Origin of the sequence: Synechococcales cyanobacterium T60_A2020_003 (assembly GCA_015272205.1) — a bacterium.
Taxonomy (GTDB): Bacteria; Cyanobacteriota; Cyanobacteriia; order RECH01; family RECH01; genus JACYMB01.
This window is the reverse complement of sequence record JACYMB010000025.1, coordinates 1-21,842: the sequence shown is the minus strand read 5'-3', so window position 1 is coordinate 21,842 and position 21,842 is coordinate 1. Positions and strand designations below refer to the sequence as shown.

Genomic DNA, 21,842 nt, shown 5'->3' with positions numbered 1-21,842 from the left:
GAGGGTGCAACTCCATCCCTTCTGCTGCTATTGTTCCGAATTCAGGGTGGTCACCACAGTACCCCTGTGTGTACTCTTGATTGCCTCACCAAAGGCGATTGCCCCACGGCCAGCAAGCAAATCTAAAAATCAAAGTAAATATAAGGACTGCTGTTACTAGGAGCCAGGAGCCACGCCATCACAAAGCACAGCGGTACCAGCGCCAACTTCACCGTCCAGTTGAGCTGCACTTTCAACCCCCGCTGTACCGCGTAGATCCCGGCCATACCGAGGGCGATCGCCCCCATCAGCAACGCAATATCCATCCGCCCCATGTGCAGCGTTTCCGCGTAGATCTTCTGGGCAAACTGCACATCAGCGGGATGCCCCCACAGCCGTTGCAGCACCAGCCAGGAATCACCCAGATTGGGTAACCGGAAAAAGAGCCAGGTAAAAAAGACCATGCCCTGGGTAATTCCCCAGGCCGTCACCGTACCCGGAACACTGCCCCACCAGGCACTCAAAGCGGGCGATCGCTGCGAAATCTCATGATTCACCCGATGCACCACCAACGCCGCCCCATGCAAACCACCCCACACCACAAACCCCCAGGCTGCCCCATGCCACAATCCGGCAATCAGCATGACGATCATCAAATTCAGACAGGTTCGGGTTAAGCCCTGACGCGATCCGCCTAAGGGAAAATACAGGTAATTCCGCAGCCAGTCCCCCAGGGTCATGTGCCACCGTCGCCAAAAATCGGCAATGCTGGTAGTCATATAGGGAAAGAAAAAGTTTTGGGGCAAATTAAAGCCCATCAGAATCGCGGTGCCGCGTGCCACGTCTACGTAACCGCTAAAGTCCAGATAAAGCTGAAATCCGTAGGCAAAAATCGCCAGCCACAGATCGCCACTGCCCGCCCGATCTAGATTGGCGAAATTGAGATCCACCACCGTTCCCAAATGGTCGGCAATCAGCAGCTTCTTCACTGCACCACAGGCAATCAACCACAAGCCTTCTGCGATCTGGCTGACTTTTGGAAACTCGCTCTTTTGGAATTCAACAGCTAGTCCGTGGAAGCGGGTGATGGGGCCAGAAATCAGTTTTGGGAAGAAAAATTTGTAGGCCGAAAATTTTAGAAAGTCCCGCGTGGCAGGCGCACCTCGGTACACGTCCACCAGGTAGGAAATGCATTCAAAACAGAAAAAGCTGATACCCAGGGGCACAATCAAATGATCGCTGACCCAGCTTGCGCCCGACTGCGCCGCAGGCAGCACAATCCCAACGGTAGACAGCAGAAACGGCACGTATTTGAAGCCCAACAACAGCAGCACATTTGCAATAATGCCTACCCACAGCAGCCGTAGCCGACGACGATTCCAGTCCTGTTGGGCAAACTGCCAGCTATCGTTGGGGATGCGCCAATCCATCGGGGAACTAAGGGCAAGACCGATGTAGAAGGTAATGCCCGTGATCGCGAACAGCAGCGGCACGTACTGCACCTGCGACGAGCTGTAGAACACCAAACTGGCCAGCAGGATCACCCACAGTCGGAGCGATCGCCCCTCCACTGTCCAATAAATTCCCAAAACACTGAGCAGAAATAGTCCGTAGAGAATAGAAAGGAATGTCATAAGCTGCGTTTAGGTGATGGATCTACGCTATCCCTATGGCGATCGCTAGTATCTTAGTCTATATAAAGCGTTTTGCGGCTTGCGTCGCAGAGAATGTCACAATCTCCTATTCTCCACAACGCCCCCCAAACCCAGGTAGAGTATAAGGGTAGACACATTCCCTATGGGGCTTAGTTTAACTCAAGGCGATCGCACACTGAGAGCAGAAGAAACTCATGGATAACGAAGCAATTGTTTTACTTTCCAGCCGAGAAATCGAGAAAATGCGCCAAGCAGGCCAACTCGCCGCCGAACTGCTAGAGCATCTAGGCAAGATGGTAAAACCCGGCATCAGCACGCTCGAGCTCAACGACGAAGCTGAACGCTGGACCCAGGAGCGGGGAGCCAAAAGTGCACCCTTGGGCTATCACGGCTTCCCAAAATCCATTTGCACCAGCATTAACGAGGTGGTGTGTCACGGCATCCCCGACGCAAAGCAAATTTTGCGCGAGGGAGACATCATTAATATTGACGTCACGCCGACCCTCGATGGCTATCACGGGGATACGTCTAAAACTTTTTTTGTCGGAGAACCATCGGCTCAGGCGCAAAAACTGGTGGAGGTGACGGAAGAATGTCTCATGCGGGGTATTGCAGCGGTGCAACCTGGTGCTCGCATTGGCGATATTGGCGCAGCAATTCAGGACTATGCGGAAGCAGCAGGCTTTTCCGTCGTCCGTGATTTTGTAGGGCACGGGGTCAGCCGAGTCTTCCATACTGCGCCCCAAGTTCCCCACTACGGCACCCGTGGACGAGGCAAAAAAATCCGTCCTGGGATGGTGTTCACCATCGAACCCATGATTAATGAAGGAACCTGGGAAGTGGAAGTCCTAGACGATGGCTGGACAGCGGTAACGCGCGATCGCAAGCTCTCAGCCCAGTTCGAGCACACCATCGCTGTCACACCCAGCGGTGTCGAAATTTTGACGATGCTGCCAAAACCAGCCCTCGTCTAGGAATCTCATTTGATTAGAGAGAGCGATCGCACGTTTGAAGCGTAACCCCTCAACGCGCGGTCGCTGTTTCAATGATGCGGCATCCCTCATCTGTGGAGTAAGCCCCCCCTTCTGCCATTCGATCACACCCAGGATTGGACGAATCCGCAGGCACAACCTGCCATCGTCCGGTTTCGGGATCACGGTAGGTGGTAAAGGGGTTTGTTTTTAAGGGAGTAGGACGTCGTTGGTTCATTGATACGTATCTCCAATCTGTAGACGCAGCTTGCCTGAGGAGTCCTCCCGATTCCTTAACTCTAAACATTCAAGGCTTATGGACTTGAATCACGAGGGCAACGAATCGGGCTGACTAACCTCCTAAACGAAATACCCTGATAAATACATTGTCAATGGAACTTTCACCGACCAGTAAGACATTTCGTTTAGTATGACCGCTAAACCCCTAAAATCCTGTCCGACAAACCGCTGATTTTGCTGTATGAATTCTGTAAAATCCGAGCGTGGCTGATCCAGAGTTTACACGGATTTTAGTACTGAACGGGACACCCAGAACTCAGACTTAAGAGAGATGTAGAAAAGGTAGAACAGCGTCACGATGGACGAGTAATGTTGGTGTTTCATTAGTGGAACGCCGTTGATAGGGACAGATCAATACCCCTGAGGGGCATAGAACAATAGGAAGCGATTTGGTAACGTACTCGATGAAGGGAGGTACAGTAAAAGCTCAGTATTTGGAGTGCTACTGCTACATCAACGTTGGCTGAGCCGTTCGCTATTTCCCGGAACTGAGTGAGTGTTGACCGATGTACTCCCTGCCATATAACAGCATATTCACAGCATATTCGTTGAGAGAATTGAGAACCCATGGCATACGAGCTTCCAAATTTACCCTACGACTACACGGCGCTTGAGCCCTACATTTCCAAGAGTACCCTTGAGTTTCATCATGACAAGCATCATGCGGCTTACGTTAGCAAGTTTAATGATGCGGTGAAGGGAAGCGATTTAGATAGTCAGCCGATTGAAGCTGTGATTAAAGCGATCGCTGGCGACTCTTCTAAAACAGGTATTTTCAATAACGCTGCACAGGCCTGGAACCATACCTTCTATTGGAACAGTATGAAGCCCAGTGGTGGTGGTTTACCGACAGGCGATCTAGCCCAGAAAATTGATGCTGATTTTGGCAGTTTTGAGCAGTTTGCCGCCGCCTTTAAGGACGCAGGTGCCACGCAATTTGGTAGTGGTTGGGCTTGGCTAGTGCTTGACAATGGCACACTCAAGGTCACTAAGACGTTGAACGCTGATAATCCTCTGACGAGTGGTCAAGTGCCTCTGCTGACGATGGATGTCTGGGAACATGCCTATTATCTGGATTATCAGAATAGGCGGCCTGACTATATTGGAGCGTTTCTATCGAATTTAGTGAACTGGGATTTTGCCGCTCAAAATTTGGCTGCCGCTTAGTCACGTTTTTTGAGAGCATCACCCTCACGATCATGCCAGTAACGCTCAGTTGCCCTGAATAGAATCCGACTTAGCAGCTCTGTCTTGGCAAGGCAGAGCTGCCTTTCACAGTCATTGGGTCTAGTATGATCTTCTCAACTCCTGACTTTCCCCATATCATTTGGTCTTTTACCTACCGAGGATGGCGTCTAGACGTCGATCAAAGTGAAGAAAATGGACAAATTTACTACTCAGTATGGGCGAATCACGATGCCAGTTGTGCTGTAGCAGTGCCTTGTGCGTTTACGCAAACGGAAGCCATTAAACAAGCAAAGCGCTATGTAGACCTCCGACTTCGATTGGGTTAAGGCAGATGTAGATGACCGCCCTGGCATTTGGTGAAGCTCAGTGGCTAGACCGTGGGATCCAGATCACCCAAAATGCTGCGTCGCTTGGAAAAGATGCTCTTAATATGCTTTTTCACCGTGTTTTCGGCAATATACAGTTCGGTCGCAATTTGCTGATACGACCGTCCCAAGAGCCGCAGTCGCCACACTTCAGCCTCGCGTTCGGTCAGCCCATACTTTTGGGCATCTGCGATCGCCATACTTTCTAACGCTTGCAGCCGATCTTCCAGCGTCACCAAAATGCAGGACTGTTCATCCACCTGGAAACGCAGCCAGTGCACCCGCACTCGATACACTTTGTCGCCTTCAATCCGCAGTTCCGACTCTGGGGCGATCGCGTCATCCCACAGATCGCGACTCTCGATCAAGGCTTCACACACACGCCAGACCTCGGCAGGTAGAGCATTAATCGGCGCAACCTTATGCTGATCCTGACCGCGCAGTCCTTGTAACTGACGGCAGATGTCGCGGGCGCGAACGTTCATCTGCACGACTTTCCCTTGGGTGGTCACGATCAAAATGCCGTCCATCAATCCTTCCATCACGGTTGCCAAGAAGTCGAGGGATTCCCTTTGGGGCAGTGAAGGAGGCTGGCGATCCTGGCGCGGAGAACGAACTGGGGCGTTAACTGAAAACCGACGAATTTGATTGGGGGCAATGCTAAACACGGTCTTAATCTCCTTGGTTGATGAGATACGGTAGGGCGATCGCACCCGTGAGCGAACCTATCCAACATTTGCGATCGCTATAGTTTCACTATCCATCCTCATCCTAGGAAGCCTCAATGAGCGGCCTGTAGAGGCTTTCAGCCGTTTGTAGAGGGAAATAGAAGCCTGTAGCGTCCGGAAGTACACTGAAGGAGGGTGAAGTTTTTCTTGAGAACAGGCACTACGAGTCTACAAAGTTCTGGAATCGGGTATGGATACCATGACGCAAATGATGAATATCTCAAGCTTCGATCAGTGGTTGCCATCAGAGGTGGAGAAGTCCCTAACGGAACGACTGTTACAAGTGCAAACGGGGCTAACGCGCCGTCGTGCCCGATGCTTCGTCCGACTCTGGGTTTACCTGATGCTCAAACAGCAAAAGCAGTTAATCCAGCAATCTATTGAAGCCCTTGAACCGATTTCCGGTACGGTTCCCTGCACCCATCGGGAAGCCGCTGAACTGTTCTATGCCGATACGGAACGGGGGAGCGATCGCGCCGCAGGCATGATGATCGATCAACTGGTGAAAGCGGGTCTGGTTGAAAAAAACTTTGACGGCAATACCCTGGTGTTGCGACTCCGCACAGTTCCCGAACTGCTGCAACCATCACCGACTCCCCTCACCGTTGCCGCTCAGCCCGACGACTTCAATCCCCGCATAGACACCATCCCGGTCGCCAATTGCATTGCCCAAAGTTACAGTTGGCTGACCCAAGACATGGCAACCACAGCCTATAAGATTACAAAGGTATTGCGGAAGTGGGCACGGGACTACCCAACCGGGATGCGGGTGTTACGCCGCCAGGATAACCAACAGCCCATCGGATTCTACATGCTGTTTCCCGTAGCTAGCGTTTCCGAGGAAAAATTTTTCCATCCTCCCAGTTCCAGCCTCCACCTCAGCACCGTCAGCGACGACGACCCGATGACCCTGGCTACTCCCGGTGATCCGGACTGTCTAGCCGTTTTTGTTCGCAGTTGGAAAATTAATCCACAGTACGCAAACCAGGAAACCGTGCTTCAGTTTTTAGACGACTCCAAAGCAACCCTGAAACGGATGCGAGAGGATTTCCCGAATCTCTGCGACCTCTATGCGCTACCCATTCACCCCTCCGATGAAGATTTGGCATCGGTGCTGGGTTTCCAAAAAACCGTACAAGATCCCCATTCGTTTCTGTACTGGATTTACATGGCGCTCGATCAGTTTTTGGAGTTGGACTTAGAGCAGGCGATCGCCCCTCTAGCCCTCCATCCAGACCAAGGCGAACTTTAATCCCAAGGAAGGGGCGATCGCTCTATGATGGGATGCGTGTCTGCACCCTCCTGGATTCCATGTCCCAGTCCTCTCCCTCAAAGCTGCTCCTCAAACTCAGCCGCCAGCTTTTTCGCGCCGAACCCGATCAGGCTGAGTTCATAGAGGCGCTCACTGTCCCTAAACTGTATTTACCCTGCATTGCCTGGTGTGGCGATCGCCCATCCGCTAATCCCTTTGATGTGGAACCTCCGTTACCGTGGCAACCCACCTTTGTCGATCGGCTGCGCGGCACGCCAAAACCCGGACAGCATCCCCTCCACGAGGCCGGAGCCTTTTACTGTCTCGACTTTTCATCCGTTTTTGCGGCATCCCCGCTGCTGTCCATCGCGGAGCAAGTAACGGATAGCATAATTGTGGATATGTGCGCCTCGCCAGGGGGCAAAAGTATCCTGGCCTGGAACACACTCCACCCTCAGCAGTTAATCTGCAACGAGGTGATTGGCAAACGAGTGGGGGCATTGATTTCTAATTTGAAACGCTGTCACATCCATCCGGCGATCGCTCTCAGTGCCGATACCCAAGTTCTAGCAGAGCCGTTCGCCCACACCGCAGACGTGGTGCTAGTGGATGCCCCCTGCACCGGACAGTCCTTACTCGCCAAAGGCCAAAAAGCCCCCGGTTGCTTTCATCCCGTCACCATCAACAAAAATGCCAATCGCCAAAAGCGAATCCTGGCCAACTCCGCCGCTGTGGTTGCGCCCGGTGGATATCTGCTCTACATGACCTGTGCCTATTCCCCAGAGGAAAACGAACAGGTTTGCACCTGGTTACTGGAACGATTTCCGCAGTTTCAGCCTCTTCCCGTTCCAGCGTTAGAACCGTTTCAGTCTCATTTGGCCTCCATCCCCTGCTACCGTATATTTCCCCAATCGGGCTTGGGAGCCGGAGCGTTTACCGTGTTGTTCCAAAATACGGAGTCCGGCAGCAAGCCATCTATCTCACTGGAGAATTGTTCAGTCCGGTGGCGCTCCCACGCTGTTGAGTGATAAACGCTGAACCATTAAAAGACCCTTGCCCGCTATTCGCGAGACAAGGGTACACTGTCCAAGTCAAAACTTTAATGGGTGAGGGGCTCACCGCAACGCCGTTTTGCCTCAGCTTTTGACCTGGAAAAACCAGGTGGGTATCGAGGCTCTAGTTTGAAGTTTCCGGGTACAAGCCCGGTCTACTGCCACCAGATGCATCTGTTCGATTCCCTTTTGTAAGCAGCATAGATCAATAAAACATTATTGGCAGTCACCAACGCCGCAGTAGAACCTGTTGCCATTGTAGTGTTTTTCTTGGTGGATGCGAAGGGGTAGGAACCTGATCACTGATTGCCATTGGTACGCGCTAGCACCTGATCCACTAATTTATCTGGCACCTCCTGAAGATGATCGAATTGCCAATTGAAGAAGCCAACGCCCAAGGTGAGCGATCGCAACTCTACAATCAAATTCGCCATTTCAGCCTGAGGGAGATAGGCCGATATCTCATCCCAGCCGCGCCAATTGGGTTTGGCATCATAGCCGAGAATTTGACCCCGGCGGGTGCTCAGCAAGCGCAGCACATTCGACGTGAACTCGTTTGGAACCGAAATCGTCACTTGGAGGATCGGTTCTAACAGAGAGGGTTCACACTGCGCCATTCCCGCTTGCATGGCGATCCGAGCCGCTTGCTTGAAGGCTTGCTCGGAACTATCAACCGAGTGATAGGAACCATTGGTGAGCGTCACGGCGACATCCACTACAGGGAAGCCTAAAGGCCCCTGCACCAGATACTCCCGCACGCCAAGCTCTACACCAGGAATGTACTGACGGGGCACTACACCACCGACGATGTTTTCCGAGAAGGTAAACCCTTCGCCACGAGACAGCGGCATGATGTCCAAATACACATCGCCAAACTGTCCATGGCCTCCGGTCTGGTGCTTGTAACGTCCGTGGACATCTTTGGCAGGGCGGCGAATGGTTTCTTTGTAGGGCACCTGGGGTAGATGGGTGGTCATCGGCAGGTTATGCTTCCGACGCAGGCGATCCAGTGCCACCTGGAGGTGAATTTCGCCCTGTCCCCAGAGAATCACTTCGTGGGTATCGCCGTGCTGCTCCCAGGCGAGGGACGGATCTTCATCCGTGAGTTTCGCTAAGGCCACACTGAGTTTCACCTCGTCGCTGCGCCGCTCTGGGGCGATCGCCAAGGCGTAAACAGGCAGCATGGGATCGACCTTGGGAAGGGCTTCAACGGGGCGATCGCTCAAGGTCTCCCCTGTCTTGAGGGCATCCATCCGCGCGATGGCAACGATTTCACCCGCCGCTGCTGCATTCAGACTTTGCTGCTGCTGTCCCATGAGGCGATACACACCGCCTACCCGCATATTGCTGAGGGTTGAGCCGTCAATCAACGTTCCGTCCCATACCCGCACTAGGGAAAGTTTGCCACCTTGGGGGGTGTAGTAGGTTTTGAGGACTTGGGCGACAACGTTATCTTCATCTTCAGCGGCGATCGCCCGTCGTTCTGCGGTTTCGTGGGCATCCGGTGCTTCCCGGAGGAGGGCATCCAGCAGTGGACGCACGCCATAATCTTGATCGGCCATACCAATAAACACAGGCACAATCAAATCTGCCCCCAACTCCATCTTGAGATCCTTCACGATCTCATCTTGCGGCGGCTCAATCTCTTCCAGAAGTTCTTCAAGCAAATGATCGTCGAAATCGGCAAGCGTTTCCAGCATTTCGTTGCGGGCAGCATGCTCTAAATCCCGCAGCGATTCTGGCAGAGGAACTGGATCGGCAGGCGCACCGGGATGATAGTGATAGGCTTTCTCGGTCACGAGGTCAATGAACCCCGTGAGATTTTCCCCTTGACCGATGGGATACTGATGTAGCACCAGAGGACGGCTTGAGACCGTTTGTAGCGCTTTGAAGACGTCTGCAAGGCTCCTGTGGGCACGGTCAAATTTGTTGATGAAGAGCAGGTGGGGAATTTCCCAATCGTCTAGAAATTGGAACAGGGGCGCTAGGGTGAGGACGCGATCGCACTCTGGTTCACAGACAATAATCGCCGCATCCACACCGATCAGGGCATTGTAGGTTTCTTGGACAAATTCAATCGATCCAGGACAGTCTAGAAATGTAAAACGAATGCCGCCGTACCCAGTACTAGCGGCATTCACCTCTACGCTCATTTGGCGATCGCGGGCTTCAGTGGAGCTATCCCCAACGGTATTGCCATCAACAACCCTGCCCTTGCGGGTCACCGCTCCAGTTACAGACAGGATACTTTCGAGAAGGCTGGTTTTACCGCTCAGGTAGGGGCCGACGATCGCCACGTTTCGTGAGCCAGACACTACTTTTTCACGCATAAAACTCACTCCCAATTTATACAGTAAGGAATGTTTAGAGTCAGCACGCTTGCAATGAGTTGTCCTTGAATTAAGCCTTATCCTAGACCTAACAGAAGGCATTGCAAATGAACTTTAAACGAACGTTTAGACCTGGATTTAGGATTGCCTGATTCAAGTCAATCGATAATAGTTAGCTCTGAATACCTAAGGCAGTTACGCTTAGGAACGACCTACACAATGTCAACTTGTGGATGGTTTAGGTGCAGCTTTGTACTTCAAGATGTTGCGGACAGAAACAAGTTAACTAAATCGTGAAGAGACGATTTTAACCTAAGAGAAATAGACAAACGTTCAGAGATTGCTAATCCTTGAAAATGATATTCAAGCAACTCTAACAGTCTGCTTATAGCTTACCGCGTGCTGAATCTGTCTCAAAAGGCTAGTTAGGAAAATTTATCTTTTCCAGGATCACCTAACTCTCATGGGACAAGGCGTGGCATAAGATTATGAAGGAATTATTTAATTATCTGGCAGCTTCATGACCTATTGTCTCGGCATTCTCACTCGATATGGCCTCGTCATTGGAGCCGACTCGCGCACCAATGCAGGCGTTGATTACGCCTCCACCTATCAAAAACTATTTGATTATTCCTTACCGGGACAGCGGATCCTACTTCTGTGTACGTCTGGCAATCTCTCCATTACCCAAAGCGTTCTGCACTTACTCAATCAAGATATTAAGAACAACGTCGAAGAAACCCTATATACTTTGCCCAGTCTTTACGAGGTTGCCCAATACCTAGGCAATAAAATCCGGACGGTGCAAGAGCGCGATCGCCCCTACCTGGAAAAAGATCGGATCGACTACAACTGTAGCTTCTTGCTCGGCGGACAAATTCAAGGGGAAGACCCCGAACTGTATATGCTCTATACCCAGGGCAACTTCATCCAGGCAACCCGCGAAACCCCCTACCTCCAAATTGGCGAAACCAAGTACGGCAAACCCATTCTCGATCGCACCATTACCTACGAAACGCCCCTAGATGCCGTTGCTAAATGCGCCCTCCTCTCCATCGACTCCACCATGAAGTCGAACGTATCCGTGGGGCCACCCATCAGCCTCATGATGTACGAAACCAGTAGCTTTGCCATTCGGCATCATCTGCGGCTGCGTCTGGGCGATCCGTACCTAGCTAAGATCCGAAAGCTTTGGGAGGACTCGGTTCGGAGCGCGTTTGAGCAAATGCCCAATGTCGAGTGGGAACACTACACCGATAGTCAGGACGAAATTTTCACTGACTAGCAGCGAAACCTACTGAATCTGCTGAATGATGGCCTGCATACCATACTGTCCCAGGGTTTGAACCATATCCTGGGCATTTTCCATATCAGCGTAGGCTCCCACCTGCATCACCGACTGCCCGTTAATCCACGTGCGAAACGCATCGGGAACCACGGACTTCACACGCTGTTGCGATGCCTCATCCGGCGCACCCACCACCACGCGATAGTTCAGCCCCAACGCAGCGGCACGATTAACGCTCGGTGAGGTCGTGCCTCGGTTTTGCGTAGCATCGCGGGGAATCGAAATCGTCGGCATACCATCAACATTGCCAACGGGAATATTACCATCCGGCACAGGCAAAATGTTGAGATTTGGGGGAACGATCAAAGCCGGAATGGTCTGCGCTACAGCCGTGGGTTGCACTTCCACCGCAGGGGCAGCGGCTTGGGGCGATCGCTCACTAGATCGGAGCTGAAGAACGTGGTTGAGATTGACGGACTCTGGCGGCGGTACCGCAATGGGAATTCCAGTTTCAGCCTGTTGACCTGGGGTTGTAGGCAAAGGCGTATAGGCAGAACTTGCAGCAGCCAAGGTCGAAAAGGATTCCACTTGGGCGGCAACGGGGAAACTAGGCAAGAGTCCAACGGCTGCCACAGTAAACAGACCCATAAACGATCGGTTCAGCACCATAGTCCGAAATATTTTGGATACAAAATTAATGAGTTAATCCTACCGAAAAAACTGAGTTTAATAAAGGGGCGATCGCAAAAATCAATACAGTCTTAAAAAAGGTTATTTGTCGTAACACTCTATTTTTGAATCATTGTTCTTTGCATCAGTCTACTCCCAGAGAGGCAGCGCTTTAATGATTAAGAACATGCCTAAACATGACTCTAAAACTTCAAGCACAAAACTATGAAGGAGTATCACGAAAAACACTCAAACGCTAGGGAAAGCGACTTCCCGAATCTCGATCCTCTACATTCAGACTCAGACACCACACTCCGCCTGTTGTTTCCTATACGATGAAACGCTAAACAGGTAGAGAATTAATCTGCATAATGATCTGATATTAGTTTTAATCGATTTTTTATTTTTTGGAACACACTGATACATCTTTTTTGAAAAATAATTTAGGAACAGCTGCTACTCTATTCCGATCTTTGGCATCCAAGACTTGACTAAAGAGTGGGGCTGAGTTCATTCGCTCACCATCCTTACCGTACGATGCAAAGTTGGGAGTCGGTGCATACTGCATAAAGAGGATGATCCCACGTATCGACAGGTAAGGTGGGCAGAAATGCGTCGTCAAACACAATGCCAACAGTACGTTTTGCCCGCCAGTCGGGTTGACTCAGCAGCCGATCGTAAAATCCGCCGCCGTAGCCGAGTCGATACCCCTGGCGATCGCACGCGACCGACGGAATCAGCATCAAATCAACCTCGTTGGCAGAAATGGCGATCGCCTCTGGAGCAGGTTCTAAAATCCCAAATGCCCCTTCTACCAAGAGATCACCAGGCTCCCATTGATGCCAGGTAAGGCGATCGCCCTCGCACCGAGGAAATCCCCAGCGGTATGGCAAATCAAAGAGAGGTGATAAGTCCGGTTCTTGACGAATGCTGAAGTAAGCCAGAATGGTTTGGGAGGCCTGCAACAGGGGAGAGTTCACCAAGCGATCGCAAATTTGCTGGCTTTGGGCTTGCCACGTGGCAACTGGTAAACTTCGACGCGCCTGAATGAGCGATCGCCGCAGGTCGGCCTTTTCGAGCTGATGTGCTGTCATTGAGCGTATTGAACAGAACCGCAACCCAAATTATCGCTTACGTCGCTCCGAATGCATTCTAGGAATTTCAGGGTAGGCATTTACGTTGGCGGACTAATATTCTTCTATTCTTCTCCGAAAAAGGATAGGCATTCAAGAAAAATTTATGTGCCCATGAAGGAACCTCGAAAGATGACCTGAGAACCTTAGGATAGTATGATGACCTGTTAATAATGGGTAGTTAGCATACTTGAGTTAGAAAAATCAATATGGGGCTTAGCGATAAAGTTAGCGATCAAGCTGTTCAAGCCAATTTGACCGCCGACTGCGTCAAATTGATAGATCAACAGGTTGCCGCCAAGGGTGGAGTATCCGGATTCGCCCTAAAGACGGCCTACGGTGTTGTGAAGGGCATCGGGCCGGATTATATTCCCGGTGCCATTCAGCGACTCTTGCCAGAAGCATTAGCGGCCCTGGAACCCATGTGGGATGAAGGGGTTCAATCTGGCGACCCAGTGCAGTACCTGAGTCAGAATTCTGAAAAAACAGCAAACATGCTGCTCAGCGTCACCGATTCCAGAATTGAACGCAGCAACAATGGCGTGGTTCGCACGTCTTACAGCAAACTCCGGAACTCGGTTAAAGGCGATATTGAGAAAGCGGTTCCTGACTTGGCAAAAATCTTAGGAACCCATATTCAGGACTAAACCGCTATGCCCCTATCCCAATGGGCAATGAGTTCATACCAAGCCCGTGTTTCGCACGGGTTTTTGCATCTTTACAGGCATTAAACGCCAACAAAGTTTGCTGGATCTTGATCTCGGCGATGCTTCATGGGAATGGGAACCCCTTGGCGATCGCCCACCAGTGCAGCCGTTGTTTCTAACGCCTCCCGCAATCGTTTTGCAGCATAAATGGACATATCTCTGGGCACACTGATGCGATCGCGCAAGTACCGCAGCGCCGTATCAGAACCCGCAGGGGGCACACAGTTTTTATCCGTAATCAGCAGCGTCAAGGCACAGCGCAAGGCTTCATCAAATAGGGCATCCTCTGCCGGATTCACGCGGATAATATTGGCACGATGCTTCAGCACTCGATGGAGCGCTTCTGCACGGGAGGTTTCCGGTTCGGGATATTTCACATCGGGCAAGCCGAACCACGGCCCCTGATCGACTCGCGTTTGATTGACTTGTGTTTGTGGATCGCTGTTCGCATAGCAGCCGCCCATCTGCGGGGGCAGATCGTGGGCATGGGTATGAAAATCGCTCTGGGTGCCGCGATAGGTGGAGCGAGTTTCCATGGCATCACACCAGTCCGAGAAACGCGGATTCTCCTCCCGCATGGAATAGCCTTTGTAGTAATACAGGCTGGCATTCATGCGCTCCACGTAGGGCGTAAACACCACATCCACAATGCCGAATTCGTCCAAGAAATAAGACCCTGGCGTGGAGGCGAGCGCCGTTTCCACCTGGTTCATGACGTTGATAAACTGCTCACGATTGTAGTGATCCTCACGGGGCGATCGCGTCGGGTAGCATAGCCAGCTACACCATGCCCGGAATAAGAGACGTTCTAACCGTCGCAGGGGAATCACGTTCGGAGCATCAATACTTTGAGTCAATGGCCCAAAGGCACGTTCCAGGGCGGTCAGAATATCATCGCTTTCGGTAATCAGGCGACCATCCAGTTCGAGGGCAGGGAGCATTCCCGATGGCACTTTCCGCTTATACCACCGCTCCTTTTCCCCGTAGCAGAACATGGTGACTTTCTCGATGCGGTAGGGAATTTGTTTTTCCTCTAGCCACAGCCAGACTTTTTGGCAATAGGGACACCAGGCGTGGTGATCGCGGTAGAGGGTGACTCGGACATCGGCCTCGGAATGACCAAAGAGGCGGAGGCGAGCCTGGGCGTTGGTGGGGCCGTTTACCGTGTCGATGGCGTAATCGGTTAAAGCTTCGAGTTCTGTCCAGCTTAGCGGCACAGTGGTGATAGGCGTCGAGGTCATGAGTTCAGGAAATTACCGTGGTTGCGTCACATACAAGTATCCAAAATGTAACGCGATTTTAAGCACAATCTCAACTGGAGGGGCGATCGCCTTCAAAAGCCACAATTTAGCCCTATTTCCCGCACTCTAGAATTTCTTGCACCTGCGCTTCATACTCCTGATCTGAGAGAAGGGCGATCGCCCCTTCAGTCTCTAATTCTGTCTCCAACTCAATCCACGATCGGCAGCCTCCATAAGCATCACGATAGGGAATCTGAACGGGTTCCGGTAAGCGATACACCCGCAACAGCAGCAGATACAAGGGCGTTTTCGGTTTCCAGTTCAACCGTTCCGTTACAAACTGCTCATTCCACACATGAAAAGGCAGCAGTTTCTCGACAGCACCAGATTCCTGCACCGGAAGCGTATGGGTAATCTCCGCCCAGGACTGGATCGCGACTGTTTCCGGATGCCAACCGGAGGGAACTTCAGACACGCGATCGCCATACTCAGGCTTGAGCAAATGGGGCTTTTGGTGTTCGTAGGTGGGATATAGCCAGACTTGACGATAGGGAACGGTGAACGTGCCCCCCGTCTCGCGGATTCCTCCCTTGCGGAGGAGAAGAATCGTTTTGCCTTGGCTGAGGGCATCCACCGCGATCGCCCATTCCTTCAGAGCAGCAGTCAGAATCATGGACGTGCCCCCCAGGTAGAATACGGGGTTTGGCTCAGATACGAGTTGAAGTAGCGAGGATCGTCGGATACCTCTAGCCCAATCCAATCGGGTAGAGTGACCGTTTGGACTTCGTCCGTCAGTTCAACTTCTGCCAAAACCAACCCCGCATTTTCGCCTGCAAACTCATCCACTTCCCAAACGAGATCTCCAATGGGAATCCTATAGCGTGTTTTTTCAATGAGTGGACGCATACAGAGCGTATCTAGCAGGGTTTCAGCATCCGCCAGGGGAATTTCGTATTCATACTCCAGGCGTGACACTCCGGTGCTGATGCCTTTGATGGTGAGATAGGCACGATCGCCCACCACCCGCACCCTTACTGTCCGATCCGGTTCGGTGACGAGATAGCCCTGACGGTACAGTTCTCCAGAACCGAGCGATCGCCACTCATCGCCCTCCACCAAAAACTTCCGCTCAATCTCGACAGGCATCGTCAGCTCTCACTTTGCTGTAAATATAAGAAAGCTTGAACTTCCGCAGGTTTCGGCTGAGCCGCGATCGCCCCGGCCCGTGTAGTCGTCAGTGCCCCGACCGCGCTGGCATAGGTCACCATCTGCCGTGCTAATTCTGCATCCTGAAGTCCGGCTAACCCATGCTTACAAAGCTGATGCAAAAATCCGGCTAAAAAGCTGTCGCCTGCTCCCGTGGTATCGGCCACGTCCATTACAAAGGCGGGCATCCGACCTTCATGTTCGTTGAGACGATAGGCACAGCCCTTTTCCCCTGCCGTTACTAAAACCCCTTCTAAGCCCCCAACCCGATGGGCGATCGCCCCTGGATCAGCCGTGTCAAACAGCCACTCGGCTTCCTCATCCGTGAGTTTCAGGAAATCGGAGCGTTTGATCAGGTCATGAATAATTGGCTTGGCCTCATCGGGATTTGACCAAAACATGGGTCGCCAGTTCACATCTAGAATCAGCTTCACGAAATGGTTTTCAGCATACTCCAGCGATCGCTCAATGGCCTGCCGCGTTAACGGATACGCCATCTCCAAGGTTCCCAACACCAAGTAGTCAGCGGCAGCAAATAAAGCTTGCGGAATCAGCAATGCCTGTAGTTGGGTATCGGCAAATTCATCGGTGGTGCGATCGCCAAACCCCGCAAAACGGCGATCGCCCGTTTCATCACGAACCACATACACAATGCGGGTTGGTGCCGTAGCATGACGTTGCACACCGGAGGTATTGACACCAATGGTTTGCAAAAGCTCGACCAATTCCTCTCCGGGGCGGTCTTCTCCCACACAGCCGATAAACGCTGCCGATGTTCCCAGCTTGGTCAGCGCTGTAGCCACATTTGCAGGGGCACCTCCCGGATAGTCCGTCCATGATTGCACCTGATCCACATCCAGACCGGGTTGATCGGCAATGCGATCAAACAGCACTTCACCCAGACACAACACACGGGGATCACTCACAACCGTCTCCTCTTCTACGATCTAGCTCTCATTCCCATTCCCTGACTCACTTCCGGCCATCATGCCTTGCACCACCGCTTGCTGGCTAACGTGGGTATAGATAGCCCGCAAGTCTTCCATCACCGCTTGGGTCGCGCCAGAAACCAGGTTACTCGCCGCAACCTTCAACGGAATTGGCCCCAGCATGTCCAAAAGCGTTTCTGAGTTGGCGGGTGGCGTAATCACCACCAGAGATGACTCCAACGGCTCGTCGTAGTGCCAAAACGGAGGGACTTGCCCTCGGCTCTCCTCTAGGGCTGGAGTATCGGCGTCGGATAATAGTTCAGCCTGCGATTGTTGGCCCTCATTCGTACCAGTATCTACGGTGGGGTGTCCAGCCTCGGTACGCAAACGCCGCAAGTCGTTAATAATCTGGGTTTTGGTGCGGCCTCGAAGCTGGAACAGCACAAAAGGATCTTCACTGAAGCGATCGCCCAGGATGTAATAGACCGCACCGATATGTTTACAGGGATTCGCCTTATCCGGACAGGAACAACGACTGTGAATGTCAAATTTGGTTAGGGGGAATAGGCTAAGACCATTGGAGGTGAACACCTGCTCAATATCTTGAGGCATTTCGCCTGCGAGCAGTTTTGCAGAAAAAATAGCACGTTCAGCAATAGACTCAATCACGTACTGCCACTGCTCATCATCGAAGACATCCAAGGATAGAGAGACATCATAGGGTTCCGGTGCCGTACCTTGCACCAACGCTTTTACCTTTGCACCCTTGAAGACTAACTTCACTACATTACCTTCACGGGCATAGTTCCGAGCACGCTCCAGACGACGAATCCACCCGAAGGACTCCAAGACATCCACCCAGCGCTGTGCCCACCATTCCCGATTGGATTGTGCTTCGTAGCTACTCATCACCTCGATGCCACTCGGTTGTCCATCCTCACCATAGCTCGATTCTAACCGTCTGAATCAATAATTTCGGAATCAGCGCTTAATTCCAGCAGATGCTCTACGATTTCTGCTTCTGCCATATCGCCAACCGCAGTTCTATGACGGAGTTGCGAAAAAATTCGGCATTTGTCCAAGTCGCTGAGATTCTTTGCATCGTCAATCTGGACATCCAGTAAGACACTGACGAGGTTGTACTCCACGTTTTCTGCATGGATCGTCATCGTAATGCGGAAAATCTCCAGGAAGTTGATCACCCAATCACAATCCTCTTCGGGATAGGTGCTGTAGTACTGAATCAGGTCGGCAATCCGGGTTTCTAAATGGGTTTTGGAATAGCGTGAAATGAGAATCAGCTTCAGCAGAATCACAACCAACGTCAGGGGTGTTCCTTCTGAAAGCAGCAGCGCAAAGAGGTTGGACGGCTCCTCTCGATTCTCAGTCGTTAGAAACTCGATTATTCGGTTACAGGTACGTAGCCGCAGAGCCTCATCTATTATTTTGTCGTTGTAGCTCTCGTAAAGAGTTTCCAAATGCGCAGCTAAGGTTTGGCGCAGGATGCTCACAAGGCCAGGCTGCCCAACGGAATGTACCAGGTAATTCAGTAATGATTTCTTGAATGTCTTGTACGGCAAATCGTTAGTTTGCTGGAGAAACACCCGTGCTAAGCTCTGGTAGCTAACCTTGCCCCGTCGTACCACGATCAGTTTGATCATCCGCAGCGCATCATCACCGAGATAGGTCGGATTGGATCGCGCTTGACGAGTAGGATGGGATACAGCAGTGCTGTCCGCTGAGGCCGTGTACATGGCTAGTTCGTATTTGAACTGCTCTTTCAGCTTACGAGAGAGGGTTTTAGCCGCTTCTCGCTGTTCAACAGGGTTTTGGATGTTTACGTATTGCGGCACCAGCAGGTAAGACACATACCGCTGACTCCAGTCTCCTTTATCGTCGTAGCGACTGGCAAAGAGTTCAAGTTCCTGAAAGTCCGAACTCTGAGCAAACGTATGAATCCATCCGCGCAATCGCTTGAGGGTTGGGGAAAGCGTCGGACGTTCCAGAATCGGATCATGGAAAAGCCGCACGAGCTGCTGAATATGATCGTGGTGACGGCTAATCTCCCAGTTGTTGATCAAGATGTAGCATGAGCGCTTGAGGGTATTGAAGAACTCTTGCTCATTGTTTGAGAAAACGATCTCGTACAGGGCTGGAATAATTCCTTCGCTGCTGGCGTTGACGTGTTCAATAAATAGGTGGCGAAACTCATTGATCACATCGTCAGGATCCCAGTTTTTAACAATCTCAAGCAGGAACTTGTAGAGTGCTTGCTGAGCACCCGCCACATCTCGCTGCGATCGCCGCATTCGTTCTCCCTGTAATCCAGATGCCGACACACCGTTCCCAGACCCTTTACCAGACTGGAACTGAGGATTAGAGGACTGAATGATCTGAGGTGGATAGTTTTCAGCAGAGGGTGCTGCTCCGTTAGAGGGTGCTGCTCCGTTGCCATTAAAACTATCTTGGATTGGATGGTTGGCGTTTGCCACGTTCACAAACTTGCTCCTCAGGACTTTGTGGTTACATTCCTGCGGCGATCGCGCCTCAGCGTTACATGGGTTAATCTTGTGTAGCTAGGATCTTTAGGGCTTGACTCCATTAACTCCTCAAGGGCACCTCATCGCGGTTGTCATCTTCGGAAATCTTTATTTAATCGACCTACTTAATGCACCTCCTACTCGTCCGTCTCCCCATACTTCTTATTTCCACGCCATCCTTGAACTCTCCGCGAGAATGAAGCTTTTATTCATATCTAAATTCCGTATACGTCCATATACCGGACAAATGACTTTAGGCTGTCTAACATTGACCCAGCAATCTTTTCAAATTCTGTCTAGGAAATAATATTCTTTTTTTATCTACGGTTGCAACGTCCAGATCGAGTATAAACAGACACGATCTTTGTCCAAATTATCTCTAGGCGGTGTCGTATTTCGATCCGTGTTGCTATAGTGCCAAGCATTGAACGGCATCCATCATACAGAGGGTCTGGGCGTATCTATCATCCTTCAAGGATGGTGCTTGCTTAGCCTTGCCTGCGAAGACTAGAGAGTTATCGATGGACGACAGGCAGGGCCTCCAAAGCATAGATTCACCATACAACCAGCCTATTACTGAACAGAACTGGGTAGGAAATAGTAACCAAAAGGGATTCATCCCCTGTTCTATCTGCAGAAATACCCCCTCTCCTATAAACGTGACCCTTTCAAGAACCTGAAAACGCGGTCTAGGGCAACTTATATTTCCTGCTGTCAAGTTAATGAATAAATAACGACAATCTCTCAAAGACGTGCCGCAAAAACCAACGTATCTCTGGAACTAGGCTTTATACCTAGAAGCAGAATTCATAACTTAACCCATACCAAACCGTCAGCACGACTTCACCCTGATATCTCTTGCTTTATCAACTCTAAGGATTTCAACCTGCACCCCATACCCTCAAGGTTGGTAGACCTACGTAATGCTAAACGCGGTTGGTTATAGAAGTAAGGAATACCACATCCTTATGTACACTGAGCATTCTTTAAACACTTTCTGAATATAGCGTTCAGTAGCATCTCAAGAAATTAGATGCACGGCATGTTGTTTGGCAATATTAGGAAACGCTTCGAGAATGCCCATTCCGGTCAACCTAGACACCCAGGAATAGTCTAGACTGAAGTATCGAACCTTCAGTGGAAAAAGGGGTTGATAATAATGCGGCTGTCTCAGATGCTTTTTGTGACCTTGCGGGAAGATCCAGCGGAGGCGGAAATTCCCAGTCACAAGCTTTTATTACGCGCCGGATACATCCGTCGGGTGGGCAGCGGCGTCTACACCTACCTTCCATTGATGTGGCGCGTGCTCAAGAAAGTGTCCAACATTGTCCGTGAAGAGATGGACGCGACCGGAGCACAGGAATGTTTGCTAACCCAGCTTCAGCCTGCGGAGTTATGGCGCGAGTCCGGACGCTGGGACACCTACACTCAAGCCGAAGGGATTATGTTTGCTCTGCGCGATCGCCAGGATCGGGAATTGGGACTAGGGCCAACCCATGAAGAAGTCGTCACGGTGGTTGCCCGCGATATGATCCGTTCCTACCGCCAGCTTCCGGTCAACCTGTACCAGATTCAAACCAAGTTTCGGGATGAGATCCGGCCTCGCTTTGGTCTCATGCGTGGGCGGGAGTTCATCATGAAAGACGCCTACTCGTTTGATGCAGATTATGAAGGGCTGGATCGCAGCTATCGGCTCATGCATGATGCCTACTACCGCATTTTGAAGCGCTGTGGACTGGAATTCCGCGCCGTAGATGCGGACTCCGGAGCGATCGGCGGTTCCGGTTCCCAAGAGTTCATGATCCTTGCCGATGCGGGTGAAGACGAAGTTCTCTATACCGAAGATGGACAGTATTCTGCCAACGTCGAAAAGGCCGTTTCCCAACCTCCTGATGCAGTACCGTCACCCTTCACCGCATTTGAGAAACTGGAAACGCCAAACACAGCCACGATTGAGAGCCTGTGCAAGTTTTTGAAATGTTCCCCCACCCAAATTGTGAAAAACGTTCTCTATCGAGTCGCCTACGATAACGGTCAGGTGGTGCTAGTTTTGGTCAGCATTCGGGGGGATCAAGATGTCAACGAGGTAAAGCTTCAGAATGAGCTTGTCAAACTGGGCGATCGCTATGGGGGCAGTGCGGTGTTAGCCCTAGATGTGCCCTCAGAAGAGGCTCAGAAGGCGTGGGCATCAAAGCCATTGCCGTTAGGCTACATCTCTCCGGGGCTTTCAGATGACTACATCACAGCAACGAAGAACCTCGCACCGAAGTTTCTTCGGATCATCGATCCAACCGCCGTTGAACTGAAAA

At 51.4% G+C, this 21,842-nt stretch carries 19 protein-coding genes and 1 other RNA gene; 7 read left to right on the top strand and 13 right to left on the bottom strand.

The window, feature by feature from the left end; translation table 11 throughout:
- Positions 1-122: 122 nt before the first annotated feature.
- Positions 123-1,613, bottom strand: a complete 1,491-nt coding sequence (locus IGR76_01330; protein MBF2077182.1) for an MBOAT family protein — start codon at positions 1,611-1,613, stop codon at positions 123-125.
- 215 nt (positions 1,614-1,828) lie between these two features.
- Between IGR76_01330 and map the strand changes: the two genes are divergently transcribed.
- Entirely contained in the window at positions 1,829-2,608 is a 780-nt protein-coding gene (gene map / locus IGR76_01325; GenBank protein ID MBF2077181.1) for a type I methionyl aminopeptidase, read from the top strand.
- Positions 2,609-2,657: 49 nt separating this feature from the next.
- Here the strand turns inward: map and IGR76_01320 are convergent, their stop codons facing one another.
- Positions 2,658-2,843: a hypothetical protein gene (locus IGR76_01320; protein ID MBF2077180.1), complete on the bottom strand. Its 186-nt coding sequence runs from the start codon at positions 2,841-2,843 to the stop codon at positions 2,658-2,660.
- 629 nt (positions 2,844-3,472) lie between these two features.
- Here IGR76_01320 and IGR76_01315 point away from each other — a divergent pair.
- Complete coding sequence (locus tag IGR76_01315) at positions 3,473-4,072, top strand: superoxide dismutase (GenBank protein ID MBF2077179.1); 600 nt, start codon at positions 3,473-3,475, stop codon at positions 4,070-4,072.
- A 391-nt stretch (positions 4,073-4,463) separates the two neighbouring features.
- On the opposite strand, the gene IGR76_01310 is transcribed toward IGR76_01315, so the two are convergent.
- On the bottom strand, positions 4,464-5,126 hold the full coding sequence (locus IGR76_01310; protein MBF2077178.1) for a response regulator transcription factor: 663 nt from the start codon (positions 5,124-5,126) through the stop codon (positions 4,464-4,466).
- Positions 5,127-5,397: 271 nt separating this feature from the next.
- Between IGR76_01310 and IGR76_01305 the strand changes: the two genes are divergently transcribed.
- Entirely contained in the window at positions 5,398-6,438 is a 1,041-nt protein-coding gene (locus tag IGR76_01305) for a hypothetical protein (protein MBF2077177.1), read from the top strand.
- Positions 6,439-6,497: 59 nt separating this feature from the next.
- On the top strand, positions 6,498-7,466 hold the full coding sequence (locus tag IGR76_01300) for an RsmB/NOP family class I SAM-dependent RNA methyltransferase (GenBank protein ID MBF2077176.1): 969 nt from the start codon (positions 6,498-6,500) through the stop codon (positions 7,464-7,466).
- A gap of 83 nt (positions 7,467-7,549) precedes the next feature.
- On the opposite strand, the gene ssrS is transcribed toward IGR76_01300, so the two are convergent.
- Together ssrS and IGR76_01290 are read right to left on the bottom strand one after the other, a co-directional pair.
- A non-coding RNA gene (ssrS, locus tag IGR76_01295) (6S RNA) lies at positions 7,550-7,737 on the bottom strand.
- Between the two features lie 52 nt (positions 7,738-7,789).
- A complete protein-coding gene (locus IGR76_01290) occupies positions 7,790-9,820 on the bottom strand; it encodes an elongation factor G (protein MBF2077175.1) in 2,031 nt (676 codons plus the stop codon).
- A gap of 520 nt (positions 9,821-10,340) precedes the next feature.
- Here IGR76_01290 and IGR76_01285 point away from each other — a divergent pair.
- Positions 10,341-11,105 (top strand): proteasome-type protease, encoded by a 765-nt coding sequence (locus IGR76_01285; protein MBF2077174.1) that lies wholly within the window; start codon positions 10,341-10,343, stop codon positions 11,103-11,105.
- A 9-nt stretch (positions 11,106-11,114) separates the two neighbouring features.
- Here IGR76_01285 and IGR76_01280 read toward each other — a convergent pair whose 3' ends face one another.
- Together IGR76_01280 and IGR76_01275 are read right to left on the bottom strand one after the other, a co-directional pair.
- The gene (locus IGR76_01280) at positions 11,115-11,777 is read right to left on the bottom strand and encodes a hypothetical protein (protein MBF2077173.1); all 663 of its coding nucleotides are present in this window, start codon (positions 11,775-11,777) and stop codon (positions 11,115-11,117) included.
- A 527-nt stretch (positions 11,778-12,304) separates the two neighbouring features.
- On the bottom strand, positions 12,305-12,871 hold the full coding sequence (locus IGR76_01275; protein MBF2077172.1) for a 5-formyltetrahydrofolate cyclo-ligase: 567 nt from the start codon (positions 12,869-12,871) through the stop codon (positions 12,305-12,307).
- Positions 12,872-13,119: 248 nt separating this feature from the next.
- Here IGR76_01275 and IGR76_01270 point away from each other — a divergent pair, with 248 nt between their 5' ends.
- Positions 13,120-13,557 carry a hypothetical protein gene (locus IGR76_01270; GenBank protein ID MBF2077171.1) on the top strand — a complete coding sequence of 146 codons (438 nt, stop codon included), beginning with the start codon at positions 13,120-13,122 and terminating at the stop codon, positions 13,555-13,557.
- 80 nt (positions 13,558-13,637) lie between these two features.
- Here IGR76_01270 and IGR76_01265 read toward each other — a convergent pair whose 3' ends face one another.
- The 6 genes from IGR76_01265 to IGR76_01240 form a co-directional block, all read right to left on the bottom strand.
- Positions 13,638-14,858, bottom strand: a complete 1,221-nt coding sequence (locus IGR76_01265; protein MBF2077170.1) for a glutathione S-transferase family protein — start codon at positions 14,856-14,858, stop codon at positions 13,638-13,640.
- 112 nt (positions 14,859-14,970) lie between these two features.
- Positions 14,971-15,531, bottom strand: coding sequence for a DUF1802 family protein (locus IGR76_01260; GenBank protein MBF2077169.1), 561 nt, complete (start codon positions 15,529-15,531; stop codon positions 14,971-14,973).
- Positions 15,528-16,004, bottom strand: a complete 477-nt coding sequence (locus IGR76_01255) for a CYTH domain-containing protein (GenBank protein MBF2077168.1) — start codon at positions 16,002-16,004, stop codon at positions 15,528-15,530. Before IGR76_01255 ends, IGR76_01260 begins: the two co-directional genes overlap by 4 nt.
- 2 nt (positions 16,005-16,006) lie before the next feature.
- The gene (locus IGR76_01250; protein ID MBF2077167.1) at positions 16,007-16,990 is read right to left on the bottom strand and encodes a carbohydrate kinase; all 984 of its coding nucleotides are present in this window, start codon (positions 16,988-16,990) and stop codon (positions 16,007-16,009) included.
- A 21-nt stretch (positions 16,991-17,011) separates the two neighbouring features.
- Positions 17,012-17,902 carry an SWIM zinc finger family protein gene (locus IGR76_01245; GenBank protein ID MBF2077166.1) on the bottom strand — a complete coding sequence of 297 codons (891 nt, stop codon included), beginning with the start codon at positions 17,900-17,902 and terminating at the stop codon, positions 17,012-17,014.
- A gap of 44 nt (positions 17,903-17,946) precedes the next feature.
- On the bottom strand, positions 17,947-19,491 hold the full coding sequence (locus IGR76_01240) for a hypothetical protein (GenBank protein MBF2077165.1): 1,545 nt from the start codon (positions 19,489-19,491) through the stop codon (positions 17,947-17,949).
- 1,201 nt (positions 19,492-20,692) lie between these two features.
- Between IGR76_01240 and proS the strand changes: the two genes are divergently transcribed.
- Positions 20,693-21,842 (top strand): proline--tRNA ligase (proS, locus tag IGR76_01235; GenBank protein ID MBF2077164.1); only part of this gene is annotated, 1,150 nt, incomplete at its 3' end.

Excerpts from the sequence above, each read along its gene's own strand:
- IGR76_01330 (MBF2077182.1), bottom strand. The coding sequence starts at position 1,613 with ATGACATTCCTTTCTATTCTCTACGGACTATTTCTGCTCAGTGTTTTG.
- map (MBF2077181.1), top strand. The coding sequence starts at position 1,829 with ATGGATAACGAAGCAATTGTTTTACTTTCCAGCCGAGAAATCGAGAAA.
- IGR76_01320 (MBF2077180.1), bottom strand. The coding sequence starts at position 2,843 with ATGAACCAACGACGTCCTACTCCCTTAAAAACAAACCCCTTTACCACC.
- IGR76_01315 (MBF2077179.1), top strand. The coding sequence starts at position 3,473 with ATGGCATACGAGCTTCCAAATTTACCCTACGACTACACGGCGCTTGAG.
- IGR76_01305 (MBF2077177.1), top strand. The coding sequence starts at position 5,398 with ATGAATATCTCAAGCTTCGATCAGTGGTTGCCATCAGAGGTGGAGAAG.
- IGR76_01300 (MBF2077176.1), top strand. The coding sequence starts at position 6,498 with ATGTCCCAGTCCTCTCCCTCAAAGCTGCTCCTCAAACTCAGCCGCCAG.
- IGR76_01290 (MBF2077175.1), bottom strand. The coding sequence starts at position 9,820 with ATGCGTGAAAAAGTAGTGTCTGGCTCACGAAACGTGGCGATCGTCGGC.
- IGR76_01285 (MBF2077174.1), top strand. The coding sequence starts at position 10,341 with ATGACCTATTGTCTCGGCATTCTCACTCGATATGGCCTCGTCATTGGA.
- IGR76_01280 (MBF2077173.1), bottom strand. The coding sequence starts at position 11,777 with ATGGTGCTGAACCGATCGTTTATGGGTCTGTTTACTGTGGCAGCCGTT.
- IGR76_01275 (MBF2077172.1), bottom strand. The coding sequence starts at position 12,871 with ATGACAGCACATCAGCTCGAAAAGGCCGACCTGCGGCGATCGCTCATT.
- IGR76_01270 (MBF2077171.1), top strand. The coding sequence starts at position 13,120 with ATGGGGCTTAGCGATAAAGTTAGCGATCAAGCTGTTCAAGCCAATTTG.
- IGR76_01265 (MBF2077170.1), bottom strand. The coding sequence starts at position 14,858 with ATGACCTCGACGCCTATCACCACTGTGCCGCTAAGCTGGACAGAACTC.
- IGR76_01260 (MBF2077169.1), bottom strand. The coding sequence starts at position 15,531 with ATGATTCTGACTGCTGCTCTGAAGGAATGGGCGATCGCGGTGGATGCC.
- IGR76_01255 (MBF2077168.1), bottom strand. The coding sequence starts at position 16,004 with ATGCCTGTCGAGATTGAGCGGAAGTTTTTGGTGGAGGGCGATGAGTGG.
- IGR76_01245 (MBF2077166.1), bottom strand. The coding sequence starts at position 17,902 with ATGAGTAGCTACGAAGCACAATCCAATCGGGAATGGTGGGCACAGCGC.